The following is a 20,295-nucleotide window of genomic DNA, read 5'->3' as shown; positions in this document are numbered from 1 at the left end:
CGGTCAGGACTCCGTACGGTCGCGCCGACGGCTCCACCACCAGGCCCCCGCCAGGACCAGGAGCAGCAGGACGACACCTCCGGCCACGAGCGCGGCGGACGACGAACCGCCGTCCGCTGCCTCGCCGTTGCCGCTCTTCGCGTCCGAGGGAGCCGACGTGGCCGGAGCGGGCGGAGAGGCCGGTGCGGACGAGGCGGGGGCGGGCGGGGTGGTCGCCGGAGGAGCCGTGGTGGCCGGAGGAGCCGTGGTCGGCCGACGGGTGGCCGGCGGGGTGGTGGCGGGCGCCACCGGCTTCGCGCCGGGCGCCGCCGCGCCGAGCTCCAGCGTCGGCGCGGGGTTGCCGCCGTGGCCGCCGCCCCCGTGGGACTTCTCCTGTTCGATCCAGCGGTCGACACGGCCGTCGCTGTACGTCTGCAGCGTCTTGAACGCCAGCGTGTCGACGTCCGGGAGCTGACGGACGACCACCTGGTACGCGGCTTCCTCACCGGCCTCGACCGCCGGACCCGACACGACGTAACCGCGCCCGGTGGGGGTCAGTTTCCAGCCGGACGGGCCGCTCTTGTACGTGACGTCGGCCGGTGTGACGCCCTGGGGCAGGACCACTTCCAGTGCGGTGATGCCGGCCGTGGACGACTCGGACTCGGCGTGGAAGGACAGCACGACGTTCTCGGCGAGGGCACGGGCGTTCTCGGCCTCCACCTCGACGTGGGCGAAGGCGGAAGAGGGCAGCGCGAGCGCGGCGCCGAGCGTCACGGCGGCGACGAACGGGACGCGGGCCCGGAGAGTACGGGACACGAGGGACTCCTGGGTGGGAAGTGCGGGCATGCCGGAGCACGCCCCGGCCGGACGGGCGGAGAACTGTCCGACCGGCGGCCCGCGCCGCACCAGGGCGTGCGTGAGCACCAGGAGCCCCGAACGGGCCGACGAGCTCCGCGAACGCGCCCCCGTCCGGAGGGCGGGAACGCGAGCCGATCGCGCCGGCCCCGTGGGGAGAAGTCCGAGGAGCAGCGCGGCGACGGCCTCGGCCAGGCACTGCCCGGCCCGGGAGGCGGCGCCGCGCTCGGCGACGTCGGCCCGCTGCATGAGCCACGCCACGGTCAGGGCCGCGACGAGATGGGCGAGCCCCATGGACAGGCCGTGGACATGGGGGCCGGCATGCCAGTCGGCGGCGTCGCCGCCGAGGGACGCGCGCCCGGCGAGGGCGTCATGTCCGGCGTGCGCGACCGACCCCGCGACCACCGCCGGTCCCGCGACCACCGCCGCTCCGGCGTGCGACGCGGCTCCGTCGACCCAGTCGAACCACGTGTGCAGCAGCGCCTGCGCCGCCGTCGTGGCCACGGTCACCGCGAGCAACGACCGTTCCCTGCGTACGAGGAGCAGCGCGGGGAGGAAGAGCATCGCGCCGCCCAGCAGGGCGACGGTCCAGGATTCCGTACGGCCGGAGACCAGGTGATGGCCCGTCACGGCGAGGGCGGTGCCGACGACGCCGAAGAGCCCCGCCCGCACCACACGCGCGGGCGCGCCGCCGTCCGGGCTCCCGGGACGGCGCGCGGATCGGATGGGCTTCGTCCACGGCATGGCGGGCCCATCATGAACCACCCTGGCGACTCCGTACACAGGACCCGAAGCGGCGACGGGGGTCAGGCGGCGGCCCGTGACGTGGTCCGGTCCCGCGCGGCGGGCCAGCGCCGGTGCAGGACGTCGATGCGGAAGTCGTGGCTGTGACGGTGCCCCGCGCCCATACCCGCACCCGCACCAGCGCCCGTCAAGTGCGGGTGGTCGCCGGGCAGTTCGGGGTGCTCGTGCTCGATCTCCGAGGGGTCCTCGCGCGGCCAGAGCCGTACCGAGGCGAGGGTACCCGCCAGCGCGAGCGCGGCCAGCGCGCCGGCCGCCGCCGCCAGGCCGGCACGGGAGGCGAGCCAGCCGGCCACCGGATAGGTGATCAGCCAGCAGGCGTGGGTCAGGGAGAACCGGGCGGCGAAGACCGCGGGCAGGTCGGACGGGGCGGCCGAGCGGCGCAGGAGGCGCCCGCCCGGGGTGAGGATGGCGGAGGTCGCCGCGCCGATGACCGCCCACGCGGCCAGCAGGGCGGGCCATGACCGGCCTGGCGCGGGGTCACCCGTACGCAGCCCCACCGCGAGGGCGCCCGTGGCGAGGGTCAGGACGAACGCGGCCGGCAGCATGAGGGTCCGGTCGCCGAGCCGGACCAACAGGCGCGGCAGCAGCAGGGCCACCAGCAGGGAACCCGCGCCGTAGGCACCGAGGGCGAGCGACACGTCCCCGGCGGAACGGCCGAGGGTGCCACGGACGAGGACGACCGTGTTGACCAGGACCATGGCTCCGGCGGCGGCCACCACGAGGTCGAGGGCGAGGAGGGCGCGAAGCCGCGGGGTGGCGAGGAAGAGCCGGGTGCCGAAGACGGCCTTGGCGTAGGCGCCGCCCGCCCGCTCCACCGGCTCCGGCGTGGGCAGCAGGACGGACAGGACGAGCAGGCCGGAGGCGGCGAAGCCGACGGCCGTCCCGGCGAAGAGCCACGGGTAGGAGACCAGCGACAGGAGCGCCGCCGCGAGCGCCGGGCTGAACAGGCTCTCCAGGTCGTAGGCGAGCCGGGAGAGCGACAGGGCCCGCGTGTAGTCCCGCTCCTCCGGCAGGACTTCGGGGACGGTGGCCTGGAAGGTGGGGGTGAAGCACGCCGAGGCCGCCTGGAGCAGGAGGATCAGGCCGTACACCTGCCAGACCTCGGTGACGAACGGCAGCACCAGCGCCACGCCCGCGCGGACCACGTCCATGGAGACGAGGAGCGCCCGCCGGGGTATCCGGTCGGCGAAGGCGCTGATCAGCGGCGCGATGCCGACGTACGAGGTCATCTTGATCGCCAGCGCGGTCCCCAGGACCGCGGAGGCCTGGCCTCCGGCGATGTCGTACGCGAGGAGGCCGAGCGCGACCGTCGCCAGGCCGGTGCCCACCAGCGCGACGACCTGAGCGGTGAAGAGACGGCGGTAGGCGCGGTTCCCCAGGACGGACAGCATGCGGGCGCATCCCTCGGTCGGCGGCGGGTGATCCCACGATAGCCAACATGTGCATGGATGCGCACCTATTGAACTGTCACCCACTCAAGCCTCTCGGCTCAGTCGTGCCAGGGCTCCCCCGTGACCTGGTGATCGGCATGACTGATCGCCTCGACGACCAGCCGCTTCATGTGCCCGTCGGGCAGGGAGTACACCACGCGGCGCCCGTCCTTGCGGGTGTCGACCAGCCCACCGAGCCGCAGCTTGGCCAGATGCTGACTGACGGCGGGACGCGCCGCGCCGACCGCCTCGGCGAGGGCGCTCACGTCCGACTCCTCGCGGCACAGGAGCCACACGAGGTGGAGCCGGGTGGGATCGGCGAGCAGCGCGAAGACCCGCGCGGCGGCCTCCAGCTCGCGGGCACCCGGAGTGCGCTGATGCGTACCTGCCGCAGGTGAGGTCGAGTCGCGTGAAGCCATGGAGGAATCGTAGGCGCGGCGCGGCCCCCCGAACGCGGGGCGCCCGGCTGGTGGCGGCGGACAGCGGGCAGCACACGCGCCGGGTCAGGGATCTCATCCAGCTGCGCCTCGGCCTCGTGGTTCGTCAGCGTCATCCGTGCCGTCGCGGTACAGGAAGTGGAGGCCGAGGGCCGTCAGCGCGATGGCGCCCGCGCAGGCGGCCAGAATGTGCTGCCACGGCATGTGCGGCATGAGGAGGCCCGCGAGGGCCGCGCCCACGACACGGCCGGTCCGGGTGACGACCCGGTAGGCGGCCGTGGTCCTGCCGAGGATCTCGACGGACGTCACCAGCTGCCGTACCGAGATCGAGATGGTGTTCCAGAGGAGACCGCTGCAACCGCCGACGACCAGGCTCCCAGCAACGGCGTACGGGTTCGACGTGAGCGCCGGCACCGCGAACCACACCGTCCAGCCGACCAGGCTCAGCGTCAGCGCGCCGCGCAAGGGGAAGGCGCGCAGCATCCGGTGGACCAGGCGGGCGCCTACGAAGCCGCCGGCCGCCCCGGACAGGAGCAGCAGCGAGTAGCGGAGTTCGGAGACTCCGAGGCCGTCGTCCGCGAGGGCGTAGGCCGCGAAGGTGGTCTCCCAGAGGTACCAGATGACGGAGACGAGGCAGCTCGCCGCCGCGAGGGCCAGGAGGGTGCGGGTGCGCCAGATGTACCGGAAGCCGCCGAGACCGTCCTTCACCATGCTGCGCGGCCGCATGGGCTCGTCGCGCAGGGGCGGGACGGAGGGCAGCCGCAGGGTGAAGAGGAGGGTGAGGGCCGCGAGCACGGCCAGGACCGTCGTGGCGAGTTGCCGGTTCCAGGTGAGGAGCGCCCCCGCGAGCAGGGGCCCGACGAACGCCCCGTACAGCTGGGAGACCTTCGCGATCTCCACGTTGGCGGAGACGAGGTCCTCGGGTCCGGCGACGAGCTGCGGTACGAGGGACTGGCGCGCGATCTCCGAGGCCACCCCGCAGGTGCCCAGGCCGAACGCCACGGCGGGGAACAGCCACTCCGCGCCGCTGGCCCAGAAGGGCAGGGCCGCGAGAAGCACGGCGAAGCCGAGGCGTCCGAACGCGGCGCCCTTCGCGAGGCGCGTCCGGGACAGGTGATCAGCGAGGTAGCCGAGTGGCAACGATGTCAGGGCCCAGGGAGCGGTCAGGGCGATGAAGACGGCCGCGACGCCCATGTCCCCGGCCGACCTCTGCGCGAGGACCGGGAGGACCACCGCGAACGCGCCGTCCTCCAGGCTGGACACCGTGCTCACACGGCGGAGAAGACGGACGGGCCTCGCCGCCCGCGCGCCCTTGGGCGTGGACGTTGACGAGGACGTGGGGGCGGGGGTCACCATGTTTCTCCTTCCGCGCCCGCGCGATGCGCCGGCAGTCCCCGCAGGATCCGCGAGCCGGTGCCGGTGCCGGTACGCCCCGCTGAACCATTCGTCGAACGGGCCGTAGCGCACAGGCGTGGGACGCTGCCGGTGGACGGTCGCGGCCCGGGAGGCGAGCCGGCGTCACGTTAGGAGCTCAGCTCGATGACGGTCAAGGAGTGGAGCCCCCGACCGAGGGCCATCGGAGTCCGGTCATGACCATCCGTCACCAACCATCAATGGGCGGCGAGACTCCACCGGGGGCGACACCCCCGGCTCGGTGGCCGCCCAGGCACAGCGCTCCGCGCGGCCCTTCCCCGTTCAGGTAGCGTCCGCGGCCATGGGTGAACTCATCGTCATCAGACACGGCCAGACCGAGTGGAGCCTGTCCGGCCGGCACGCGGGCCGGACCGATGTTCCCCTCACCGACGCGGGCGAGGCCGCGGCCAGGGCGCTCGCTCCGAGGCTGGCCCGCCGTCGGCCGGTCGCGGTGTTCAGCAGCCCGCTGAGCCGCGCCATGCGCACGGCCGACCTGGCCGGCCTGACCGGCGCCGAGCCCGACCCCGACCTGCTGGAATGGGACTACGGCGGCTACGAGGGCCTGACCGCCGAGCAGATCCGCGCGTCCAGGCCGGGGTGGGACCTGTGGCGCGACGGCGTCGTCCCCGGCGACGCCGACCACCCGGGCGAGCGGCTCGCGCAGGTGGCCGCCCGCACGGACGCGGTGCTGGACCGTATCCGTCCGCTGCTGAACGACGGCGATGTCGCCGTCGTCGCGCACGGCCACCTGGCCCGCGTGCTCACCGCACGCTGGCTCGGCCTCGACGCGTCAGCGAGCCGACTGCTCGGCCACCCGCACCCGGGCACGCTCGGCTTCCTGGCGACGGAGGACGGCCAGCCGGTCGTCTCCGCGTGGAACGTCCCATAGGTAGCAGGGGTCCGCCGCGCCCCGGGTCACCCCCGCGTCAGCGCAACCATGGCCATTCCCGAGGCCAAGGACTGGCCCTCGACCGGAGGAGCGTGCCCAACGAGGTCGGGCTCAGCCTGGTCGACGACCTCTGACCTCAGCGCCGGAAGCCCGCGGACCGCCCCCTCAGGAGAGGCGGTCCGCGGGCTTCCAGGCTCGTCCGTCTGTACGGTCGCCGGTCACGCCGCTTCCGCGGCAGGGCCGGCGAGCTGCTCCGCGAGCTCTCGCTCGCTCTCCTCCGAGAGCGACGTCTTGAGTACGGTTCCGCCGAAGGCCTCCATGGCCGCGGCGAACCTGTCCTCGGTGATCCTGGAGGCCATGACGACGACGGCCGCCGAGCCGGGCGCGAGCAGCTCCCCCACCTTCTTGCGGAACTTGCCGTCGACCCCCACTTGGTTCAGCTTGCCGATGAGGCCGCCGACGGCGGCGCCCACGACGCCGATGCCCGGCGTGAGGATGACGATGCCGAGGACCATCCCCCACACGGCGCCGGCCGTGGCCGAGATCGCGACCTTCTCGCTCTTCCTCGGAGTGTCCACGTGGGTTTCGCCGTCCGCGTCCACTCGGACGACGGCGAGACCGTCGAGTTCGACGACGTCGTCGTCACGAAGCTGCTGGACCGCCTTGAAGGCCTCGGTCGCGACCGCGTGGTCGTCGTAGCCGATGACGATGAGTTCGGACATGCTGCGGTTCTCCTCTGTCGTGACGGACGGACGGACGGATGGGCGGATGGGCGGATGGGCGGACGTCCGGCCCGTCAGTACCTCTGTGCCTTGGTGAGCCTCGGTGACAGCTGCGCGTCCTTGGGCTGCCGGCTGATGACCAGAGGCTGTTCACGCTGCCCCGGCGCGAGGTCCTCGGCGCCGGTGAACTGGGTCTCGACGACCTTCCCCGACGGGTCGAGGAAGTCGACCTGGACCGCGTACGACGCCGTCGCGTCCGTCTTGTTGGTGATGGTGACGACGACGGTGAGCAGGCCGCCCGTGTCGGCCCGCGGCTTGCCGGTCATCGCCACCTCGCCCAGGGCGTTCCCGCTGCCCTCCACACCTTTCAGAGCGTCCTGGGCCGCCTGCCGGGAGCGTTCGATCTCGGCGCCGATGGACGCCTTGCGCGAGGCCTCCCGCGCGGAGGCCGAGGCCGCCGCCGTCGACGCGGAAGCGCGCGCGGACTCGATCGCCTCCTCCGCCGCCGAGGCGACGGACGAAGGGGGCTCGCCGGAGAAGGCGGCGGTGTCGGGGGCCGAGGGGCGTTCGCTGAACGCCGGGCCGCCGGTGTCGTCACCGCCCGTGTCGCAGGACACCAGGGCGGCCGCCCCGAGGGCGGTGAGGACGACGGCGACGGCGGCGCCGGCCGCCCGGGCACCGGCCGGCCGCCTCCCGCGGGACGATGAGGTCTTCATGGTCGGGTTCCTCCGAGGGGGGCGTGGAGTCGGCGTCAGTAGCGCAGTACCGCGGCGACACGGCCCGCGCCCGCCAGGGCGTCGTCGCGTACGAAGCGCACCTCGGCGCCGGTCTCCAGGGCCTGCTCGACGATCTCGTCCACGATGTCGTCGCGGGAGTCCAGGTCGGAGGAGTCGGCGGGTTCGAGGTGGTCCCCGTAGTCACGCACGACCGTGCGGTAGTGCTCCTCGACGGCCAGCAGGCGGATCCGGCCCTCCTTCACGGCCTGCCACACCTCGTCGAGGCCGCCGGCGTACTCCCGCCGGCCCCGCGCCGCGTCCAGCTCGGCCACGACGGTGGCCGTCAGGGCCTCCTCGTGCGCGGCCAGCAGGGGTTCCACCGCCTTCCGCACGGCGCTCTCGGGCCCCTGCCCCAGGCCCCCTTGGTGGATCGTCGTCGTCCCCTGCGGCAGCGTCCCGGTCTCCTCCAGGAGGGAGACCGCGGGCGCTTCGCCGATCACGTACAACGGCCTGGGTTCGGAGGCGAGGACGGTACGCAGTGCCTTGTGCGCCTCCCGGAGGAAGGCGCGCGTGTCCTCGTCACGGAAGGTGCTCGGCAGGTCTCCGACCTGCTCCTTGCGCTCCGCGTCCGAGTCCTCCAAGCTCCGTGTCAGCGGGAAGCCGTCCGCCGTGTGCTCGACGGCCCGTTCCGGCCCGCCGCTCCACAGCGCCACCCGGTCGGCCGCCACCGTCAGCGCCCAGTAGGGCTGCTCGGCGGCCTGCGCGGCGACGAGGTTGCGGGTCAGGAAGGTGTCGCCGATGACCACCCGCTCGGGGACCGTCCGGGCGACCGACCACACCTGGTGCTCCCCGGGTGCCGCGTAGATCACCAGGCCGTCCTCCGCGTGGGCGAGGTCGATCTCGGCGACGGCCCGCTCCAGCTGGTCCAGTACGTCCGTACGCCGCTCCCGCGTCACGCCCGGGTCCTCCTGCACGGCCTTCGCCGCTCTCGCCAGCAGGTTCCGCAGGCGTACCGGATCCTGCGCGTTGTCCGGCTCGCGACGATGCGTCGGCATCACGAGCGACACGGCCGGGTACGGGCGGGGCTGACGCAGCTTGGCCAGGGCGTCACTGCTGAGCGCGGGGTACATGAAGGAACCTTTCGCGAGGCGGCCGCACGACCGTTCCCGACGCGGCCCACGTTCCGACATCCTCGTCCGGAATGCCCCCCTTCGCGACTCGACGCCTGCCGGCCTGGCACCGGCGTGCCGCACCACTTCTGGCACAGTCGTGCCCGTCTCGTCCGACACCGCGTCCGGCACCGGGCAGGAAACGGGACGGACGGACGCGAGGGGGAAGAAGCGATGAACACGCTGCCATTCGTCGACGAGCACACGGTGGTCGTCGACGCCGAGGTCGAGGAGGCCTGGCGACGGCTCTGCGCGGGGGTGGAGCGGTCGCTTTCCCAGGTGGGCGGGGCGCGGTACGCGCGGCTCGTACGGACCGATCCCCCGGCGGCGGGCGGACCGCGGCCCCTGGCCGAGGGGTCCGCGTTTCCCGGCTTCCGGGTGGCCGGCTTCGTACCAGGGCGGGAGCTGGCACTCCGGGGCCGGCACCGGTTCTCCACGTACAGCCTGGTCTTCCGGATCGAGGACCTCGGGGACGGCCGCTCCCGGCTGCGCGCCGAGACCCGGGCCGCCTTCCCCGGGGCGGCCGGGCGGGCCTACCGGCTCCTCGTCATCAGCAGCGGCGGGCACGCCTTCGCCATGAGGCGGCTGCTCGCCTCCTGCGGCCGCGCGATCTGACGCTCACGCCTCACGCCTGACACCCCACGCCCCACGCCCCACGCTGACACTCATCCGCACCGCACATCACGGCCACTCGATCGATTCAACCCGCGTCAGCGCACACGGCCCCGTGCCTTCAGCGGCCCTGGGGGCAGTTCGGGGGCCGGGAGCGGGGCGCCGTCATAGCCCTTCACCTCGCCGAAGCGGGAGCCGGTCATCCAGTCCGCGCGGGCCTGGGCGATCTCCTCGTTCGTGCGGCCGATGAAGTTCCAGAACATGATCAGCTCCTCCTCGAAGGGCTCGCCGCCGAGGAGCATCAGGCCCGCGTCGGAGAGCGCGCGGAGGGGGAGTTCGGTGCGGCCGCAGCCGAGGTAGAGCATGGAGCCGGGGAGGACCGGGACGCCGTCGACGTGGGCCTCGCCGGACATCGACAGGACCGCGTACTCGAAGTCCGGTTCCAGCGGGAGGCTCGTCTCGGTGCCCGCCGCGAGGGCGAGGTCCGCGCCGACGATCGGGGTGTACGTGGTGCCGGGCGAGGTGGCACCGTCGAGGCTGCCCAGGATCACGGTGGCGGTCAGACCGGGGGCCGTGACCTGCGGGAGGTCCGCGTGGTGCTGGAAGTGGGGCTCGACGTGCCGGTGCGCGTCGGGGAGCGCCACCCAGAGCTGGGCGCCGTGCAGGAAGCGGGCGTGGGACTTCGGGCTCTCCTCCGAGTGGGAGATCGCCCGGCCCGAGGTCATGAGGCCCAGCTCGCGCGGGCGGATCGTCTCCAGGCTGCCGGTCGAGTCCCGGTGCAGGACCTCGCCCTCGTGGAGCCAGCTCACCGTCTGGAGGCCCATGTGGGGGTGCGGCGGGACCTGCATGCCCGGCTCGTCGGCGATGTCGTCGGGGCCGTAGTGGTCGACGAAGGCCCAGGCGCCGACCATCCTGCGGCCCAGGTTCGGGAGCAGTCGGCGGACCTCCGTCGACTCCCCGAGGCGGACCTTCCGGGGGCTGAGAAGCTCCCGTACCGGCTCGGCGACGACGAAGCCCCGGCCGCCGCACACCGTCATCGCGGCCTGGCGATCAAGATTGCTCATGACACTCAACCTACCTTAGTGGAATGTTCAACCATCGGGTCTTGTTGACGTGGTCGACCGCCACAAAGAGTGGCAGATCCGGCCAGCCGGAGAGGAAGAGCAAGTGAGCGACACGTACTACGAGTTCGGAACGGCCGCGGAGCGCTGGGATCGCGCGCAGCTGTTCTTCGACGCGAAGGAGTACCAGACCGCCGTCCGCATCCTGAGCGGCCTCGTCGCCGAGCACCCCGGCCAGACCGCCCAGCGGCTGCTCCTCGCCCGCGCCTACTACCACTCCGCCCAGCTCTCCCGGGCCGAGACCGAGCTCCGGACCATCCTGGAGCGCGACCCGGTCGAGCACTACGCGCGGCTGATGCTGGGCCGCACGCTGGAGCGCCAGGGACGCCCGGAGGAGGCGGCGCCGCATCTGCGCATGGCGGCGGCGATGGCCGGCGAGCTGCCGGACTGACCACCTCCTCACGCCGTTCTGATACCCCCACACGGTATGGTCTCGGCCAGGAGGTCCTGACCCTTGCGACCACGCCGTGCGGAACGTCGTATCCGAGCAGGAGGTGCCCTGGCGCACCTTCTGCTCGTCGGCGTGCTCGCGCTCGGCGTGTTCCTCATGCACGCCGTCGGGCACCCCGAGGGGGCCGGTGACACCAGGCCCTCCGGGACGGCCACCGTCACCACCGTCACCACCGCCGCGCATCACACCGGCGAGGGCACGGGCGACGACGGCGGCTCCGACGCCCGCCACGAACCCGGTTCCGGGATGGACATGACCACGCTCTGCGTGGCCGTCCTCGGCGTCTGGCTGCTCGCCGGGCTCGTCCGGGCCGCCCTGGCCCGCCGCCCCGACTGGCTCGCCGTCCTCCTCGCGCGGCTCGTCCCCGCGCTCGGGCCCCACGCGCCCCCGCCCAGACCTCCCGACCTCGCCCAGCTGTCGATCCTGCGGATCTAGGCCGTCACGCCACCGCGGGCGCCTCGCGCTGCCCGTGAACGCCTTCGACCTGCTCTTTTTCCGCTCGTACGGGCACCCCGTGCGCCGTACGGACAGCACACACGAGGTATCACTCCCATGCGCAGTCTCAGCACCAAGAAGAAGCTCGCCCTCACCGGGGCCGTCGTCGCCGCCGGGCTCCTGCTCTCCGCCTGTGGCGGGAACGACGGCTCGGACGGCGGCATGAGCGGGATGGACCACGGCGGTACGTCCACGACGTCGTCCGTCTCCGCCTCCCCCTCCACCACGGGGGCCGTCACCAGCTTCAACGACGCCGACGTGATGTTCGCGCAGATGATGATCCCCCACCACCAGCAGGCCCTGGAGATGGCGGAGCTCGCCGACGGCCGCGCCCAGGACCCCCAGGTCAAGAAGATCGTCGCCGCGATCGAGAAGGCACAGGACCCGGAGATCCTGAAGATGAAGGCCTGGCTCAAGGGCTGGGGCAGGCCCGACACCGCCCAGGGCGGTTCCGGGAGCGGTCACGGCATGGCCGGGATGATGTCCGGGCAGGACATGAAGGAGCTCGCCGCGACCCGGGGCAAGGCCTTCGACCGGAAGTTCGCCGAGCTGATGATCGCCCACCACGAGGGCGCGGTCACCATGGCCGAGAACGAGCGGAAGAACGGCCTCGACGCCGGCGCCAAGCGGCTCGCCGACGACGTCGTGCGGACCCAGTCCGTCGAGATCGCCGAGCTGCGGAAGATCCTCGGCCGGCTCTGATCCCGGCCCCTCCCCCGTGATCTCCCGGGGCGGCCGGTCCCTCACCGGGCCGGCCGCCCCTCCTCTCCTCCCTCGGCGAAAGAACGATGAAGAAGCATTTCAGCGGGACCGCGGCCACCGCCGCCGTCACCGCCCTCGGCCTTGCCCTGGCCCTGACCGGCTGCTCCCAGGACCAGCCGTCCGACGACTCCCCCGCCGCCCTCAGCCACATCCACGGTCTCGGCGCCCTCGGCGACACCCTCTACGTCGCCACCCACGAAGGGGTCCACTCCCCCGGTCCCGCCGGCCGCCCGACCCCGGTCGGCGACCGCCGGGACGACTTCATGGGCTTCACGATCACCCCCGCCGGCACCTTCCTCGCCAGCGGACATCCGGCTCCCGGCACGGACGGCCCCGCCGACCTCGGTCTGATCGAGTCGACGGACTCCGGCCTCACCTGGCGCGAGAAGTCGCTCGGCGGCGAGGTCGACTTCCACTCCCTCGACACCGCCGCCGACTCCACGGTCTACGGCCACGACAGCGCGAACGGGCGCCTGCGGATCAGCCGCGACGGCGTCACCTGGCAGGACGGTGCCGCGCTGCGCGCCCTCGACATCGCCGTCTCCCCCACCTCCCCTGACACCGTCCTCGCCACCACGGAGACCGGAGTCGCCCGCAGCACGGACGGCGGGAAGACCTTCGCGCCCGGTACGGGGCAGGTCCTCGCGTACGTGGACTGGGGCGCCCCCGACGCCCTCTTCGGCGTCGACCCGAACGGCGTCCTCTTCAGGGGTACGGGTACGGGTACGCGGGCGGGGACGTCCTGGACCCGTGTCGCCGCCGTCCCGGGCGGTGCCCCGCAGGCGCTCACCGTCGTCGACGCCCGGCGTCTCCTCGTCGCGACCCAGGACGGGGTGTACGAGTCCCGGGACGCGGGCCGCACCTTCGAAGGGCGGATGGCGGTGACGACAGGGGGCGACGACCACTGACGGTCACCGGAGGCGCCGCTCCACGACCACCTCTCCGCCCACCACGACCGTCTCCGCGACCGTGCCCGGGATCTCCTCGGGCGCGACGCGGAGGATGTCACGGGAGAGGACGACGAAGTCCGCGAGCTTGCCGACGGTGAGCGAACCCCGCTCGTTCTCCAGGAAGTTGGCGTAGGCCGAGCCCATCGTGTAGCCCTCGACGGCGGTGGCGACGTCGATCGTCTCCTCCGCCGTCCAGGGCTCGCCTCCGGCGAGCGGGCGGCGGGTGACGGCCGCGTGGATGCCGACCATGGGGTCCATCTCGGCGACGTTCCAGTCGCTGGAGAGGGCGAGGACCGCCCCGGCCTCGCGCAGGCTGCGGAGCGGCCACGCCTTGTGCCAGCGGCCGGGGCCGACGTTCTCGGCCCACGCCTGGCCGGGTCCCGCGATGTCGGGGGCCGCGTGCCGGGGCTGCATGCAGGCGACGACGCCGAGCTCGGCGAAGCGCGGGGTGTCGGCCGGGTCGAGGCACTCGACGTGGACGACCTGGTGCCGGGCGTCGCGCGGGCCGTTGGCGGCTCGGGCGGCGGCGACGGCGTCGAGGACGGTGCGGATGCCCCGGTCGCCGGTGGCGTGCACGAAGCACTGGAAGCCGCGCGCGTCGAGACGGGTGAGGAGCTCCGCGAACTCCTCCGGCGGGTAGAAGGTGTCGCCGCGGTGGTGGGAGCAGCCCGCGTACGGTTCGAGGAGCGCGGCCGTCCGCGGCTCGACGACGTCGTCGATGTAGAGCTTGAGCGGGCCCACGCGGAGCCGGTCGTCCGAGAACTCTCGTGCTGCCGCGGAGAATTCGTCGAGGTCCTCGTCCGTCGTGCCGCGCGGGTGGAAGAGGGCGGCGACGATGCGCGAGCGCAGGCGGCCTTCCGCGCGGGCGCGCTGGAAGAGGGCGAGGTCGTCGAGGGAGTTCTGCGGCTCGACGACGGTGGTGATGCCGTAACCCACGGCGTCGTCCAGGCTCTTGGCCAGTCGGCCGTACTGGCGGTCGGGCGAGGCCCAGGGGACGCCGAGCTCGCGCAGGGCGCGGTGCCCCGCGCGGGAGAGCCCCTTGACGGCGAAGTCCTTGACGAATCCGGTGGGTTCACCGGTCCGCTCGTCGACGACGGCACGGCCGAAGGGCAGGTCCGTGTGGTCGGGGTCGACGCCGAGGCGTCGCAGGGCGGCGGTGTTGAGCCACGCGGTGTGGACGTCGTAGCTGAGGACGAGGGCGGGGGTGTCGCCGGTGACGGGGTCGAGGTCGGCGGCGGTGGGCATGCGTCCGCCGTCGAGCGCCGAGTAGTCGAAGGCCTCGGCCTCGATCCACGGGGCCTCGGGGTGGGCGGTGCGCCATTCCCGTATCCGCTCGTGGATCTCGTCGAGAGTGCGGGCTCCCGCGAGCTGCACGCAGGCGTCGTCCGAGCCGAGGCGGACGTGGTTGTGGGCGTCGACGAAGCCGGGCAGGACGAGCCGGCCGGCGGCGTCGAGGACCCGGGTGCCGGGGCCGGCCCAGGGGCCCGCGTCGGCGTCGGCGCCGATCCAGACGATGCGGCCGTCCCGTACGGCCATGGCCTCGGCCTCGGGCCGCGCCGGGTCGACGGTGTGGATGCGGGCACCCACGAGGAGGAGGTCGGCGGGGCGGGAGCGGTCGGCGGGGGTGGTGCGGTTCATGGGGAAGTGACTCCGTGTCGTACAGGGGTGGAGTGGTGCGGTTCAGAGGGCGGGCGGGTGCGGGGTGACGTGCCCGCTGGCGAGGAGCACGTACACCAGTGCCGAGACGACCGCGCCGAGGAGGGTGAGGTCGGCGCCGCCGAGCGGGGCGACGAGGGGGCCGGTCCAGAGGGTGGAGTCGCAGGTGAGGGCGGAGAAGAGGAGGCCCGCGAGGAGGGCGGTCAGTCCGGCGGGGTGCCCGCCCGCGCGGTACCAGTAGGCGCCGCCGGGCCCCGTGCGGTGCAGGGCGTCGGAGTCGTACCGGCAGCGCCGCAGCACCATGTCGGCGAGGAAGACTCCGCCCCAGGGGGCGAAGACGATGATCAGGAGGGAGAGGAAGGAGAGGAGCGAGGTGGTGAAGTCGGTGAGGAAGAGGGCGCCGAGGGAGCCGAGGGCGGTCACGGCGGCGCTGATGACGATGGCGCGGGCGCGGCTCCAGGGGATGCCGAGGACCTGGAGGTTCAGACTCGACGAGTAGAGCGTGATGATCGAGTTGGTGACGGAGCCGCCGAGGACGAGGGCGAGGAAGAGCGGCTGGAACCAGCCGGGGAGCAGGCTCTCGGTGCCCGCGACGGCGTCGGTCATGTCGACCTGGGTCGCGGCGGCCACCCCGGCGACGCCGAGGGCGACGGAGGAGAGGAAGCCGCCGAGCGCGCCGCTGACGGTGACGGCCTTGAGGGTGGTCGTGCGCGGCAGGTAGCGGGTGTAGTCGGCGGGCATCGGGAGGTACGAGAACGGGCCGGCGAGCATGACGACGAAGGCCAGGCTCCAGCCGGAGGCCCCGGGCGCGGCGGCGGGGGCGGAGGTGTCGGCGCCGGGCAGCACGAGGACGAGCAGGACGGCGAAGCCGACGGCGAGGACGTACGCCATCCAGCGCTCGGCGAACTGGACGGTGGCGTGGCCCCAGAGGGCGACGGCGAAGGTCAGCGCGAGGGTGACGGCGAGGGCGAGCGCGCGGGGGGCGTGGCCGCCGTGCCAGCCGAGGTCGGCGAAGAAGGCTTCGAGGGCGAGGGTGCCGACGACCGTGTTCACGACGGTGTAGCCGATGCTGACGATCCAGTTGAGGAGTCCGGCGGGCCAGTTGCCGCGGACGCCGAAGGCGGCGCGGGAGATGACGAGGGTCGCGGTGCCGGTGCGGACGCCGCTGAGTCCGGCGGCGCCGATGGCGAGGAAGGCGAGGCCGCCGATGACGACGACGGCGGTGGCCTGCCAGAAGGAGAGCCCGAAGGCGACGGCGAGGGCGCCGTTGATGACGTAGGTGAAGGTGAGGTTCGAGCCGAACCAGAGCCAGAAGACGTCCTTGGCGTCGCCGTGCCGTTCGGCGTCGGGGATGGGGTCGATGCCGTGCTCCTCGACCTGGAAGACCTCGTCCCGGCCCGTGGTCACGGTCGCCGTCTCGTGTCCGAGCACTCCGCACTCCTGTCGCTTCTTGAATGCCGTTCTATTTTCTTGAACGGCATTCAAGATGCGCGACGGGTTCAGGACACGTCAAGACCCCGGGCACCTCCGGTTAGGGTTTCCGTACACAGGACGACGGAACGGGGGCCACGGCGGTGGCAGGGGCGGCACGACGGCGGGACGGCAGCGTCACCCAGGAGCGGATGCTCGAAGAGGCCATGGCGGCCATCGCCGAGGACGGGCTCGCCTCGCTCACCATGTCGGCGCTCGCCGAGCGGCTCGGCACCAGCGGCGGCCACATCCTGTACTACTTCGGCAGCAAGGACCTGCTCCTGCTCGCCGCCCTCCGGTGGAGCGAGACCGCGCTCGCCGAGGAACGGCGCGCCCTGCTCGCCCGCCGGATCACGGCCGAGCGGAAGCTGGACCTCTTCCTCCGCCTCTACCTCCCGCGCGGGCCCCGCGACCCGCGCTGGACGCTCTGGATCGAGCTCTGGGCCCGCACGCCCGGGAACAGCGAACTGCAAGCGGCCCAGAAGGAGTTGGATCTCGGCTGGCAGGAGGACCTGGAGGAGATCCTGACGGCGGGCGTCTCCCGACGACGCTTCGCGCCGCTCGACGCGCCCGCCCGCGCCTCCGAACTCCTCGCCCTGCTCGACGGGTTGAGCACCCGGGTCGTCCTCGGCCAGGAGTCCGGCCGCGACGCCCGTCCCGCACTGGAGGCGGCACGGGCGGCGGCACGGATCCTCGCACCCCTGGCAGTTGACTGACCGTCAGCCCCGGTAGGCCTCCAGGAGACGGAGCCACGCCTCGCTGAGCGTCGGGTAGGAGGGGACGGCGTGCCAGAGGCGCGCGATCGGGACCTCGCCGACGATCGCGACCGTCGCCGAGTGGACGAGTTCACCGATGCCGGGGCCGACGAAGGTGGCGCCGACGACGACCTCCCGGTCGAGGTCGACGACGATGCGGGCGTGGCCCTTGTAGCCCTGGGCGTAGAGTCCGGCGCCCGCGACCTGGTTCATCTCGATGTCGACGGCGCGGACCCGGCGGCCGGCCCGTTCGGCCTCGGCGAGGCTGAGGCCGACGGCGGCGGCCTCGGGGTCGCTGAACACGACCTGCGGGACGGACGCGTGGTCGGCGGTGGCGGCGTACGGGCCCCAGGGCGTGCCCCCGACGTCCCCCTCCCCCACCCCCGGCGACTGAGCCTTCGCGCGCGCCCCGATCGCCGCCCCCGCGATCCTCGCCTGGTACTTGCCCTGATGGGTCAGGAGCGCGCGGTGGTTCACGTCCCCCACGGCGTACAGCCAGTCCGTGCCCGTGACCCGGAGGCTGTCGTCGACGTCCAGCCACGAGCCCGGCTCCAGGCCGACGGTCTCCAGGCCGATGTCCTCGGTGCGCGGGGCGCGGCCGGTCGCGAAGAGGACCTCGTCGGCCTCGACGTGGTCGCCGCCGTCCAGGACGACCGTCACCGGTCCGGTGCCCCCGTCCCGTACGACCGCGGTGACGTCGACACCCGTACGGATGTCGGCGCCGCGCGTGGCCAGGGCCTGGGCGACGTGTTCGCCGACGAACGGCTCCATGCGCGGGAGCAGGCCCCCGCCCCGTACGAGCAGGGTGACCTTGGATCCCAGGGCCTGCCAGGCCGTGGCCATCTCCGTACCGACGACTCCGCCGCCGACCACGACGAGGCGCTCGGGCACGTGGTCGGAGCTGGTGGCCTCGCGGCTGGTCCAGGGGTGGGCGCCGGGGAGGCCCGGAAGATCGGGGAGGACGGCGCGGCTGCCGGTGCAGACGGCGACGGCGTGGCGGGCGGTGAGCAGGTGCTCGTCGCCCTCGGGGCCGGTGACGGCGACGCGACGCGGGCCGACGAGGCGGCCGTGCCCCCGGAAGAGGCGGGCGCCGATCGAATCCAGCCAGTCGACCTGGCCGTCGTCCTTCCAGTCGCCGACGACGGCGTTCCGGTGGCGGAGCACCTCCAGGGCGTCGAGCGGCCCGTAGACCGACTCCCGCAGGCCGGCCACCTTTCGGGCGTCGGAGCGGGCGATGGCGGGGCGCAGCAGGGCCTTGCTGGGCATGCAGGCCCAGTACGAGCATTCGCCGCCGATCAGCTCGCTCTCGACGATCGCGGCGCTGAGACCCGCCGCGCGGACCCGGTCGGCCAGGTTCTCGCCCACCGGCCCCGCGCCGAGGACCACCACGTCAAAGGCGTCTTCCACCATTCGTGTCATGGGCACCAGTCTGCGGGGAAGGGGGCGGAATAGCGCGGCTCGCTACGCCGTTGTGCCGGGCGAGTCCCCGACAGACAGGAAGAGACAGCATGAGCACCGTAGAGCTCACCAAGGACAACTTCGACGAGGTCGTGAGCGGGAACGGGTTCGTGCTCATCGACTTCTGGGCGGAGTGGTGCGGCCCGTGCCGCCAGTTCGGCCCGATCTTCGAGGCCGCGTCGGAGCGTCACCAGGACCTGGTCTTCGCGAAGGTGGACACGGAGGCGCAGCAGGAGCTGGCCGCCGCGTTCGAGATCCGCTCCATCCCGACGCTGATGATCGTCCGCGACAACGTGGCCGTGTTCGCGCAGCCGGGCGCGCTGCCGGAGGCCGCGCTGGAGGACGTCATCGGGCAGGCGCGGAACCTGGACATGGACGAGGTGCGCAAGTCGGTCGAGGCGGCGCAGCAGCAGGGCCAGTGACCTGAGCCCACGCAGCCTCGAAGGGGGTCACGGGACCATCCCGTGACCCCCTTCTCGCGTGTACGCGTACGGGGTCAGGGCCGCGCGTACGGGGTCAGCGCTCCAGGACCAGCGCGAGGCCCTGGCCGACGCCGATGCAGAGGGCCGCGAGGCCCGTGCCCGATCCGGCGGCGGCGAGCTGGTGGGCGACGGAGCCGGCGAGGCGGGCACCGGAGGCACCCAGGGGGTGGCCGATGGCGATGGCGCCGCCGCGCGGGTTGACGATCGAGGGGTCGAGATCGGGCCACTCGGCGAGGCAGCCCAGGGCCTGGGCGGCGAAGGCCTCGTTGAGCTCGAAGGTCGTCAGGTCGGCGAAGGAACGGTCCGCCTTCTCCAGGGCGCGGCGGACCGCGGCGACCGGGCCGAGGCCGAAGAGCTGCGGCTCGATGCCGGTCACCGCCGACGCGCGGATACGGGCGAGGGGCTCGCGGCCGGTCTCGCGCAGCCCTTCCTCGTCGACGAGGAGCAGGGCGGCGGCGCCGTCGTTGAGCGGCGAGGCGTTACCGGCGGTGACGGTACCGCCCGTCGGGCGGAAGGAGGGCTTCAGCTTGGCGAGGGCCTCCAGGGACGTGGAGTCCCGGATGCACTCGTCGCGGAGCAGGTCCACACCCTCGTACGGGACGACCTCGCCGTCGTACAGACCCTTGGCCCAGGCCTCGGAGGCCTTCTGGTGGCTGGCGAGGGCGAAGGCGTCCTGCTGGTCGCGGGTGAGGCCGTGCTTGTCGGCGACGAGCTCCGCGCCCTCGCCGAGGGCGACGGTCCACTCGGCGGGCATGCGCGGGTTGGTCATGCGCCAGCCGAGGGTGGTCGAGTGGAGCTGCTGGTGGCCGGCGGGGAAGGCGCGCTCGGGCTTCTGGAGGACCCAGGGGGCGCGGGACATCGACTCGACGCCGCCGGCGATGGCGACGGTCGCGTCGCCGAGGGCGACGGCGCGGGCCGCCTGGATGACGGCCTCAAGGCCGGAGCCGCAGAGGCGGTTGACGGTGACGCCGGGGACGGTGACGGGGAGTCCGGCGAGCAGGACGGCCATCCTGGCCACGTCGCGGTTGTCCTCGCCGGCGCCGTTGGCGTCGCCGAAGTACACGTCGTCGATGCGGGCGGGGTCGAGCGCGGGCGTGCGGTCGACGAGCGCCTTCACCACGTGGGCGGCGAGGTCGTCGGGGCGGACCGAGGAGAGCGCGCCCCCGAACTTCCCGATCGGTGTGCGGACGGCGTCGACGATGTAGACGTCGCGGATGCTCATCGGTTCTCTCCCACGTGACCTTCGGAACGACTCTGTCCGCCTGGTGGGGAGCGTGTCCCTCTCCCCCCGTGCGCCGCCGAGTCTGTGCCGGATGCACGTACCGTGTCAACGGCCGTCTTCGGGCCGGGCCTCGGGGGCGGCGCCGGGGAGGGAGAGCGGCAGGTCAGCCGCGGGCCGCCGGGCGGACGAGGGCCGTGAGGCCGTAGTCGAGCTCGCGCCCGTCGACGAGCAGGGCCTCGACCGTGCGCGTCTCCGGGTCGAGGTCGGCGCGCATGCCGTGACCCTCGTAGATGGGATAACCGGACGCGCCCTGCCGCCCGGTGGCCTCGACGACGGCCGACCGGACCGCGGAGTCCTCCACGGAGGCGCCGCCCCGGTCCTCGACGTGCTCGGGCACCAGCAGGATCTCGAAACGCTGCGGAACAGTAGTCATGCGTCGACGCTAAG

Annotated in this window: 21 protein-coding genes; 8 read left to right on the top strand and 13 right to left on the bottom strand. The window is 73.3% G+C overall.

Features of this window, described 5'->3' with window-relative positions; genetic code table 11:
- Positions 1 to 3: 3 nt before the first annotated feature.
- The 4 genes from ACFC0Z_RS02435 to ACFC0Z_RS02420 form a co-directional block, all read right to left on the bottom strand.
- Positions 4 to 1,578 carry a DUF1775 domain-containing protein gene (locus ACFC0Z_RS02435; protein WP_376431886.1) on the bottom strand — a complete coding sequence of 525 codons (1,575 nt, stop codon included), beginning with the start codon at positions 1,576 to 1,578 and terminating at the stop codon, positions 4 to 6.
- A gap of 62 nt (positions 1,579 to 1,640) precedes the next feature.
- The gene (locus ACFC0Z_RS02430) at positions 1,641 to 3,029 is read right to left on the bottom strand and encodes an MFS transporter (protein ID WP_376431884.1); all 1,389 of its coding nucleotides are present in this window, start codon (positions 3,027 to 3,029) and stop codon (positions 1,641 to 1,643) included.
- Positions 3,030 to 3,127: 98 nt separating this feature from the next.
- Positions 3,128 to 3,487 (bottom strand): ArsR/SmtB family transcription factor, encoded by a 360-nt coding sequence (locus tag ACFC0Z_RS02425; RefSeq protein ID WP_376431882.1) that lies wholly within the window; start codon positions 3,485 to 3,487, stop codon positions 3,128 to 3,130.
- Between the two features lie 93 nt (positions 3,488 to 3,580).
- Positions 3,581 to 4,777, bottom strand: coding sequence for an MFS transporter (locus ACFC0Z_RS02420; protein ID WP_376431880.1), 1,197 nt, complete (start codon positions 4,775 to 4,777; stop codon positions 3,581 to 3,583).
- Between the two features lie 442 nt (positions 4,778 to 5,219).
- Here ACFC0Z_RS02420 and ACFC0Z_RS02415 point away from each other — a divergent pair, with 442 nt between their 5' ends.
- Positions 5,220 to 5,807 carry a histidine phosphatase family protein gene (locus ACFC0Z_RS02415; protein ID WP_376431878.1) on the top strand — a complete coding sequence of 196 codons (588 nt, stop codon included), beginning with the start codon at positions 5,220 to 5,222 and terminating at the stop codon, positions 5,805 to 5,807.
- 218 nt (positions 5,808 to 6,025) lie between these two features.
- Here ACFC0Z_RS02415 and ACFC0Z_RS02410 read toward each other — a convergent pair whose 3' ends face one another.
- The 3 genes from ACFC0Z_RS02410 to ACFC0Z_RS02400 form a co-directional block, all read right to left on the bottom strand.
- On the bottom strand, positions 6,026 to 6,529 hold the full coding sequence (locus ACFC0Z_RS02410; RefSeq protein WP_376431876.1) for a DUF1269 domain-containing protein: 504 nt from the start codon (positions 6,527 to 6,529) through the stop codon (positions 6,026 to 6,028).
- 74 nt (positions 6,530 to 6,603) lie between these two features.
- Positions 6,604 to 7,245: an FxLYD domain-containing protein gene (locus ACFC0Z_RS02405; RefSeq protein WP_376431874.1), complete on the bottom strand. Its 642-nt coding sequence runs from the start codon at positions 7,243 to 7,245 to the stop codon at positions 6,604 to 6,606.
- A gap of 35 nt (positions 7,246 to 7,280) precedes the next feature.
- Positions 7,281 to 8,375: a chemotaxis protein gene (locus tag ACFC0Z_RS02400; RefSeq protein ID WP_376431872.1), complete on the bottom strand. Its 1,095-nt coding sequence runs from the start codon at positions 8,373 to 8,375 to the stop codon at positions 7,281 to 7,283.
- A gap of 213 nt (positions 8,376 to 8,588) precedes the next feature.
- Between ACFC0Z_RS02400 and ACFC0Z_RS02395 the strand changes: the two genes are divergently transcribed.
- Positions 8,589 to 9,029, top strand: coding sequence for a hypothetical protein (locus ACFC0Z_RS02395; RefSeq protein ID WP_376431870.1), 441 nt, complete (start codon positions 8,589 to 8,591; stop codon positions 9,027 to 9,029).
- 95 nt (positions 9,030 to 9,124) lie between these two features.
- Here the strand turns inward: ACFC0Z_RS02395 and ACFC0Z_RS02390 are convergent, their stop codons facing one another.
- Positions 9,125 to 10,090, bottom strand: a complete 966-nt coding sequence (locus ACFC0Z_RS02390; protein ID WP_376431868.1) for a pirin family protein — start codon at positions 10,088 to 10,090, stop codon at positions 9,125 to 9,127.
- 103 nt (positions 10,091 to 10,193) lie between these two features.
- On the opposite strand from ACFC0Z_RS02390, the gene ACFC0Z_RS02385 reads away from it, so the two are divergent.
- The 4 genes from ACFC0Z_RS02385 (at position 10,194) to ACFC0Z_RS02370 (ending at position 12,763) form a co-directional block, all read left to right on the top strand.
- The gene (locus ACFC0Z_RS02385; protein ID WP_376431866.1) at positions 10,194 to 10,538 is read left to right on the top strand and encodes a tetratricopeptide repeat protein; all 345 of its coding nucleotides are present in this window, start codon (positions 10,194 to 10,196) and stop codon (positions 10,536 to 10,538) included.
- A gap of 63 nt (positions 10,539 to 10,601) precedes the next feature.
- Complete coding sequence (locus ACFC0Z_RS02380) at positions 10,602 to 11,033, top strand: DUF6153 family protein (protein ID WP_376431864.1); 432 nt, start codon at positions 10,602 to 10,604, stop codon at positions 11,031 to 11,033.
- Positions 11,034 to 11,150: 117 nt separating this feature from the next.
- Positions 11,151 to 11,795, top strand: coding sequence for a DUF305 domain-containing protein (locus ACFC0Z_RS02375; protein WP_376431862.1), 645 nt, complete (start codon positions 11,151 to 11,153; stop codon positions 11,793 to 11,795).
- 86 nt (positions 11,796 to 11,881) lie between these two features.
- Complete coding sequence (locus ACFC0Z_RS02370) at positions 11,882 to 12,763, top strand: F510_1955 family glycosylhydrolase (RefSeq protein WP_376431860.1); 882 nt, start codon at positions 11,882 to 11,884, stop codon at positions 12,761 to 12,763.
- Positions 12,764 to 12,766: 3 nt separating this feature from the next.
- On the opposite strand, the gene ACFC0Z_RS02365 is transcribed toward ACFC0Z_RS02370, so the two are convergent.
- Positions 12,767 to 14,443 carry an amidohydrolase gene (locus ACFC0Z_RS02365; protein ID WP_376431858.1) on the bottom strand — a complete coding sequence of 559 codons (1,677 nt, stop codon included), beginning with the start codon at positions 14,441 to 14,443 and terminating at the stop codon, positions 12,767 to 12,769.
- A 42-nt stretch (positions 14,444 to 14,485) separates the two neighbouring features.
- Complete coding sequence (locus ACFC0Z_RS02360) at positions 14,486 to 15,892, bottom strand: purine-cytosine permease family protein (protein ID WP_376431856.1); 1,407 nt, start codon at positions 15,890 to 15,892, stop codon at positions 14,486 to 14,488.
- A 143-nt stretch (positions 15,893 to 16,035) separates the two neighbouring features.
- On the opposite strand from ACFC0Z_RS02360, the gene ACFC0Z_RS02355 reads away from it, so the two are divergent.
- Positions 16,036 to 16,647, top strand: a complete 612-nt coding sequence (locus ACFC0Z_RS02355; protein WP_376431854.1) for a TetR/AcrR family transcriptional regulator — start codon at positions 16,036 to 16,038, stop codon at positions 16,645 to 16,647.
- Between the two features lie 3 nt (positions 16,648 to 16,650).
- Here the strand turns inward: ACFC0Z_RS02355 and ACFC0Z_RS02350 are convergent, their stop codons facing one another.
- On the bottom strand, positions 16,651 to 18,105 hold the full coding sequence (locus tag ACFC0Z_RS02350) for a dihydrolipoyl dehydrogenase family protein (protein ID WP_376431852.1): 1,455 nt from the start codon (positions 18,103 to 18,105) through the stop codon (positions 16,651 to 16,653).
- An 89-nt stretch (positions 18,106 to 18,194) separates the two neighbouring features.
- On the opposite strand from ACFC0Z_RS02350, the gene trxA reads away from it, so the two are divergent.
- Positions 18,195 to 18,566 (top strand): thioredoxin, encoded by a 372-nt coding sequence (gene trxA, locus ACFC0Z_RS02345; protein ID WP_376431850.1) that lies wholly within the window; start codon positions 18,195 to 18,197, stop codon positions 18,564 to 18,566.
- 94 nt (positions 18,567 to 18,660) lie between these two features.
- On the opposite strand, the gene ACFC0Z_RS02340 is transcribed toward trxA, so the two are convergent.
- Together ACFC0Z_RS02340 and ACFC0Z_RS02335 are read right to left on the bottom strand one after the other, a co-directional pair.
- Positions 18,661 to 19,848 carry a thiolase family protein gene (locus tag ACFC0Z_RS02340; RefSeq protein WP_376431848.1) on the bottom strand — a complete coding sequence of 396 codons (1,188 nt, stop codon included), beginning with the start codon at positions 19,846 to 19,848 and terminating at the stop codon, positions 18,661 to 18,663.
- Positions 19,849 to 20,011: 163 nt separating this feature from the next.
- On the bottom strand, positions 20,012 to 20,281 hold the full coding sequence (locus tag ACFC0Z_RS02335; RefSeq protein ID WP_376431846.1) for a hypothetical protein: 270 nt from the start codon (positions 20,279 to 20,281) through the stop codon (positions 20,012 to 20,014).
- Between the last annotated feature and the right edge of the window lie 14 nt (positions 20,282 to 20,295).

It is taken from the genome of Streptomyces sp. NPDC056144 (genome assembly GCF_042264145.1).
GTDB lineage: Bacteria > Actinomycetota > Actinomycetes > Streptomycetales > Streptomycetaceae > Streptomyces.
Note: the sequence above shows the minus strand (reverse complement) of the source record. Positions and strands in the feature narration are given on the sequence as shown.

Coding starts and splice junctions, on each gene's coding strand:
- ACFC0Z_RS02370 (WP_376431860.1), top strand. CDS start 11,882: ATGAAGAAGCATTTCAGCGGGACCGCGGCCACCGCCGCCGTCACCGCC.
- ACFC0Z_RS02425 (WP_376431882.1), bottom strand. CDS start 3,487: ATGGCTTCACGCGACTCGACCTCACCTGCGGCAGGTACGCATCAGCGC.
- ACFC0Z_RS02405 (WP_376431874.1), bottom strand. CDS start 7,245: ATGAAGACCTCATCGTCCCGCGGGAGGCGGCCGGCCGGTGCCCGGGCG.
- ACFC0Z_RS02435 (WP_376431886.1), bottom strand. CDS start 1,578: ATGCCGTGGACGAAGCCCATCCGATCCGCGCGCCGTCCCGGGAGCCCG.
- ACFC0Z_RS02395 (WP_376431870.1), top strand. CDS start 8,589: ATGAACACGCTGCCATTCGTCGACGAGCACACGGTGGTCGTCGACGCC.
- ACFC0Z_RS02430 (WP_376431884.1), bottom strand. CDS start 3,029: ATGCTGTCCGTCCTGGGGAACCGCGCCTACCGCCGTCTCTTCACCGCT.
- ACFC0Z_RS02365 (WP_376431858.1), bottom strand. CDS start 14,443: ATGAACCGCACCACCCCCGCCGACCGCTCCCGCCCCGCCGACCTCCTC.
- ACFC0Z_RS02350 (WP_376431852.1), bottom strand. CDS start 18,105: ATGACACGAATGGTGGAAGACGCCTTTGACGTGGTGGTCCTCGGCGCG.
- ACFC0Z_RS02410 (WP_376431876.1), bottom strand. CDS start 6,529: ATGTCCGAACTCATCGTCATCGGCTACGACGACCACGCGGTCGCGACC.
- ACFC0Z_RS02400 (WP_376431872.1), bottom strand. CDS start 8,375: ATGTACCCCGCGCTCAGCAGTGACGCCCTGGCCAAGCTGCGTCAGCCC.
- ACFC0Z_RS02390 (WP_376431868.1), bottom strand. CDS start 10,090: ATGAGCAATCTTGATCGCCAGGCCGCGATGACGGTGTGCGGCGGCCGG.
- trxA (WP_376431850.1), top strand. CDS start 18,195: ATGAGCACCGTAGAGCTCACCAAGGACAACTTCGACGAGGTCGTGAGC.
- ACFC0Z_RS02340 (WP_376431848.1), bottom strand. CDS start 19,848: ATGAGCATCCGCGACGTCTACATCGTCGACGCCGTCCGCACACCGATC.
- ACFC0Z_RS02335 (WP_376431846.1), bottom strand. CDS start 20,281: ATGACTACTGTTCCGCAGCGTTTCGAGATCCTGCTGGTGCCCGAGCAC.
- ACFC0Z_RS02415 (WP_376431878.1), top strand. CDS start 5,220: ATGGGTGAACTCATCGTCATCAGACACGGCCAGACCGAGTGGAGCCTG.
- ACFC0Z_RS02375 (WP_376431862.1), top strand. CDS start 11,151: ATGCGCAGTCTCAGCACCAAGAAGAAGCTCGCCCTCACCGGGGCCGTC.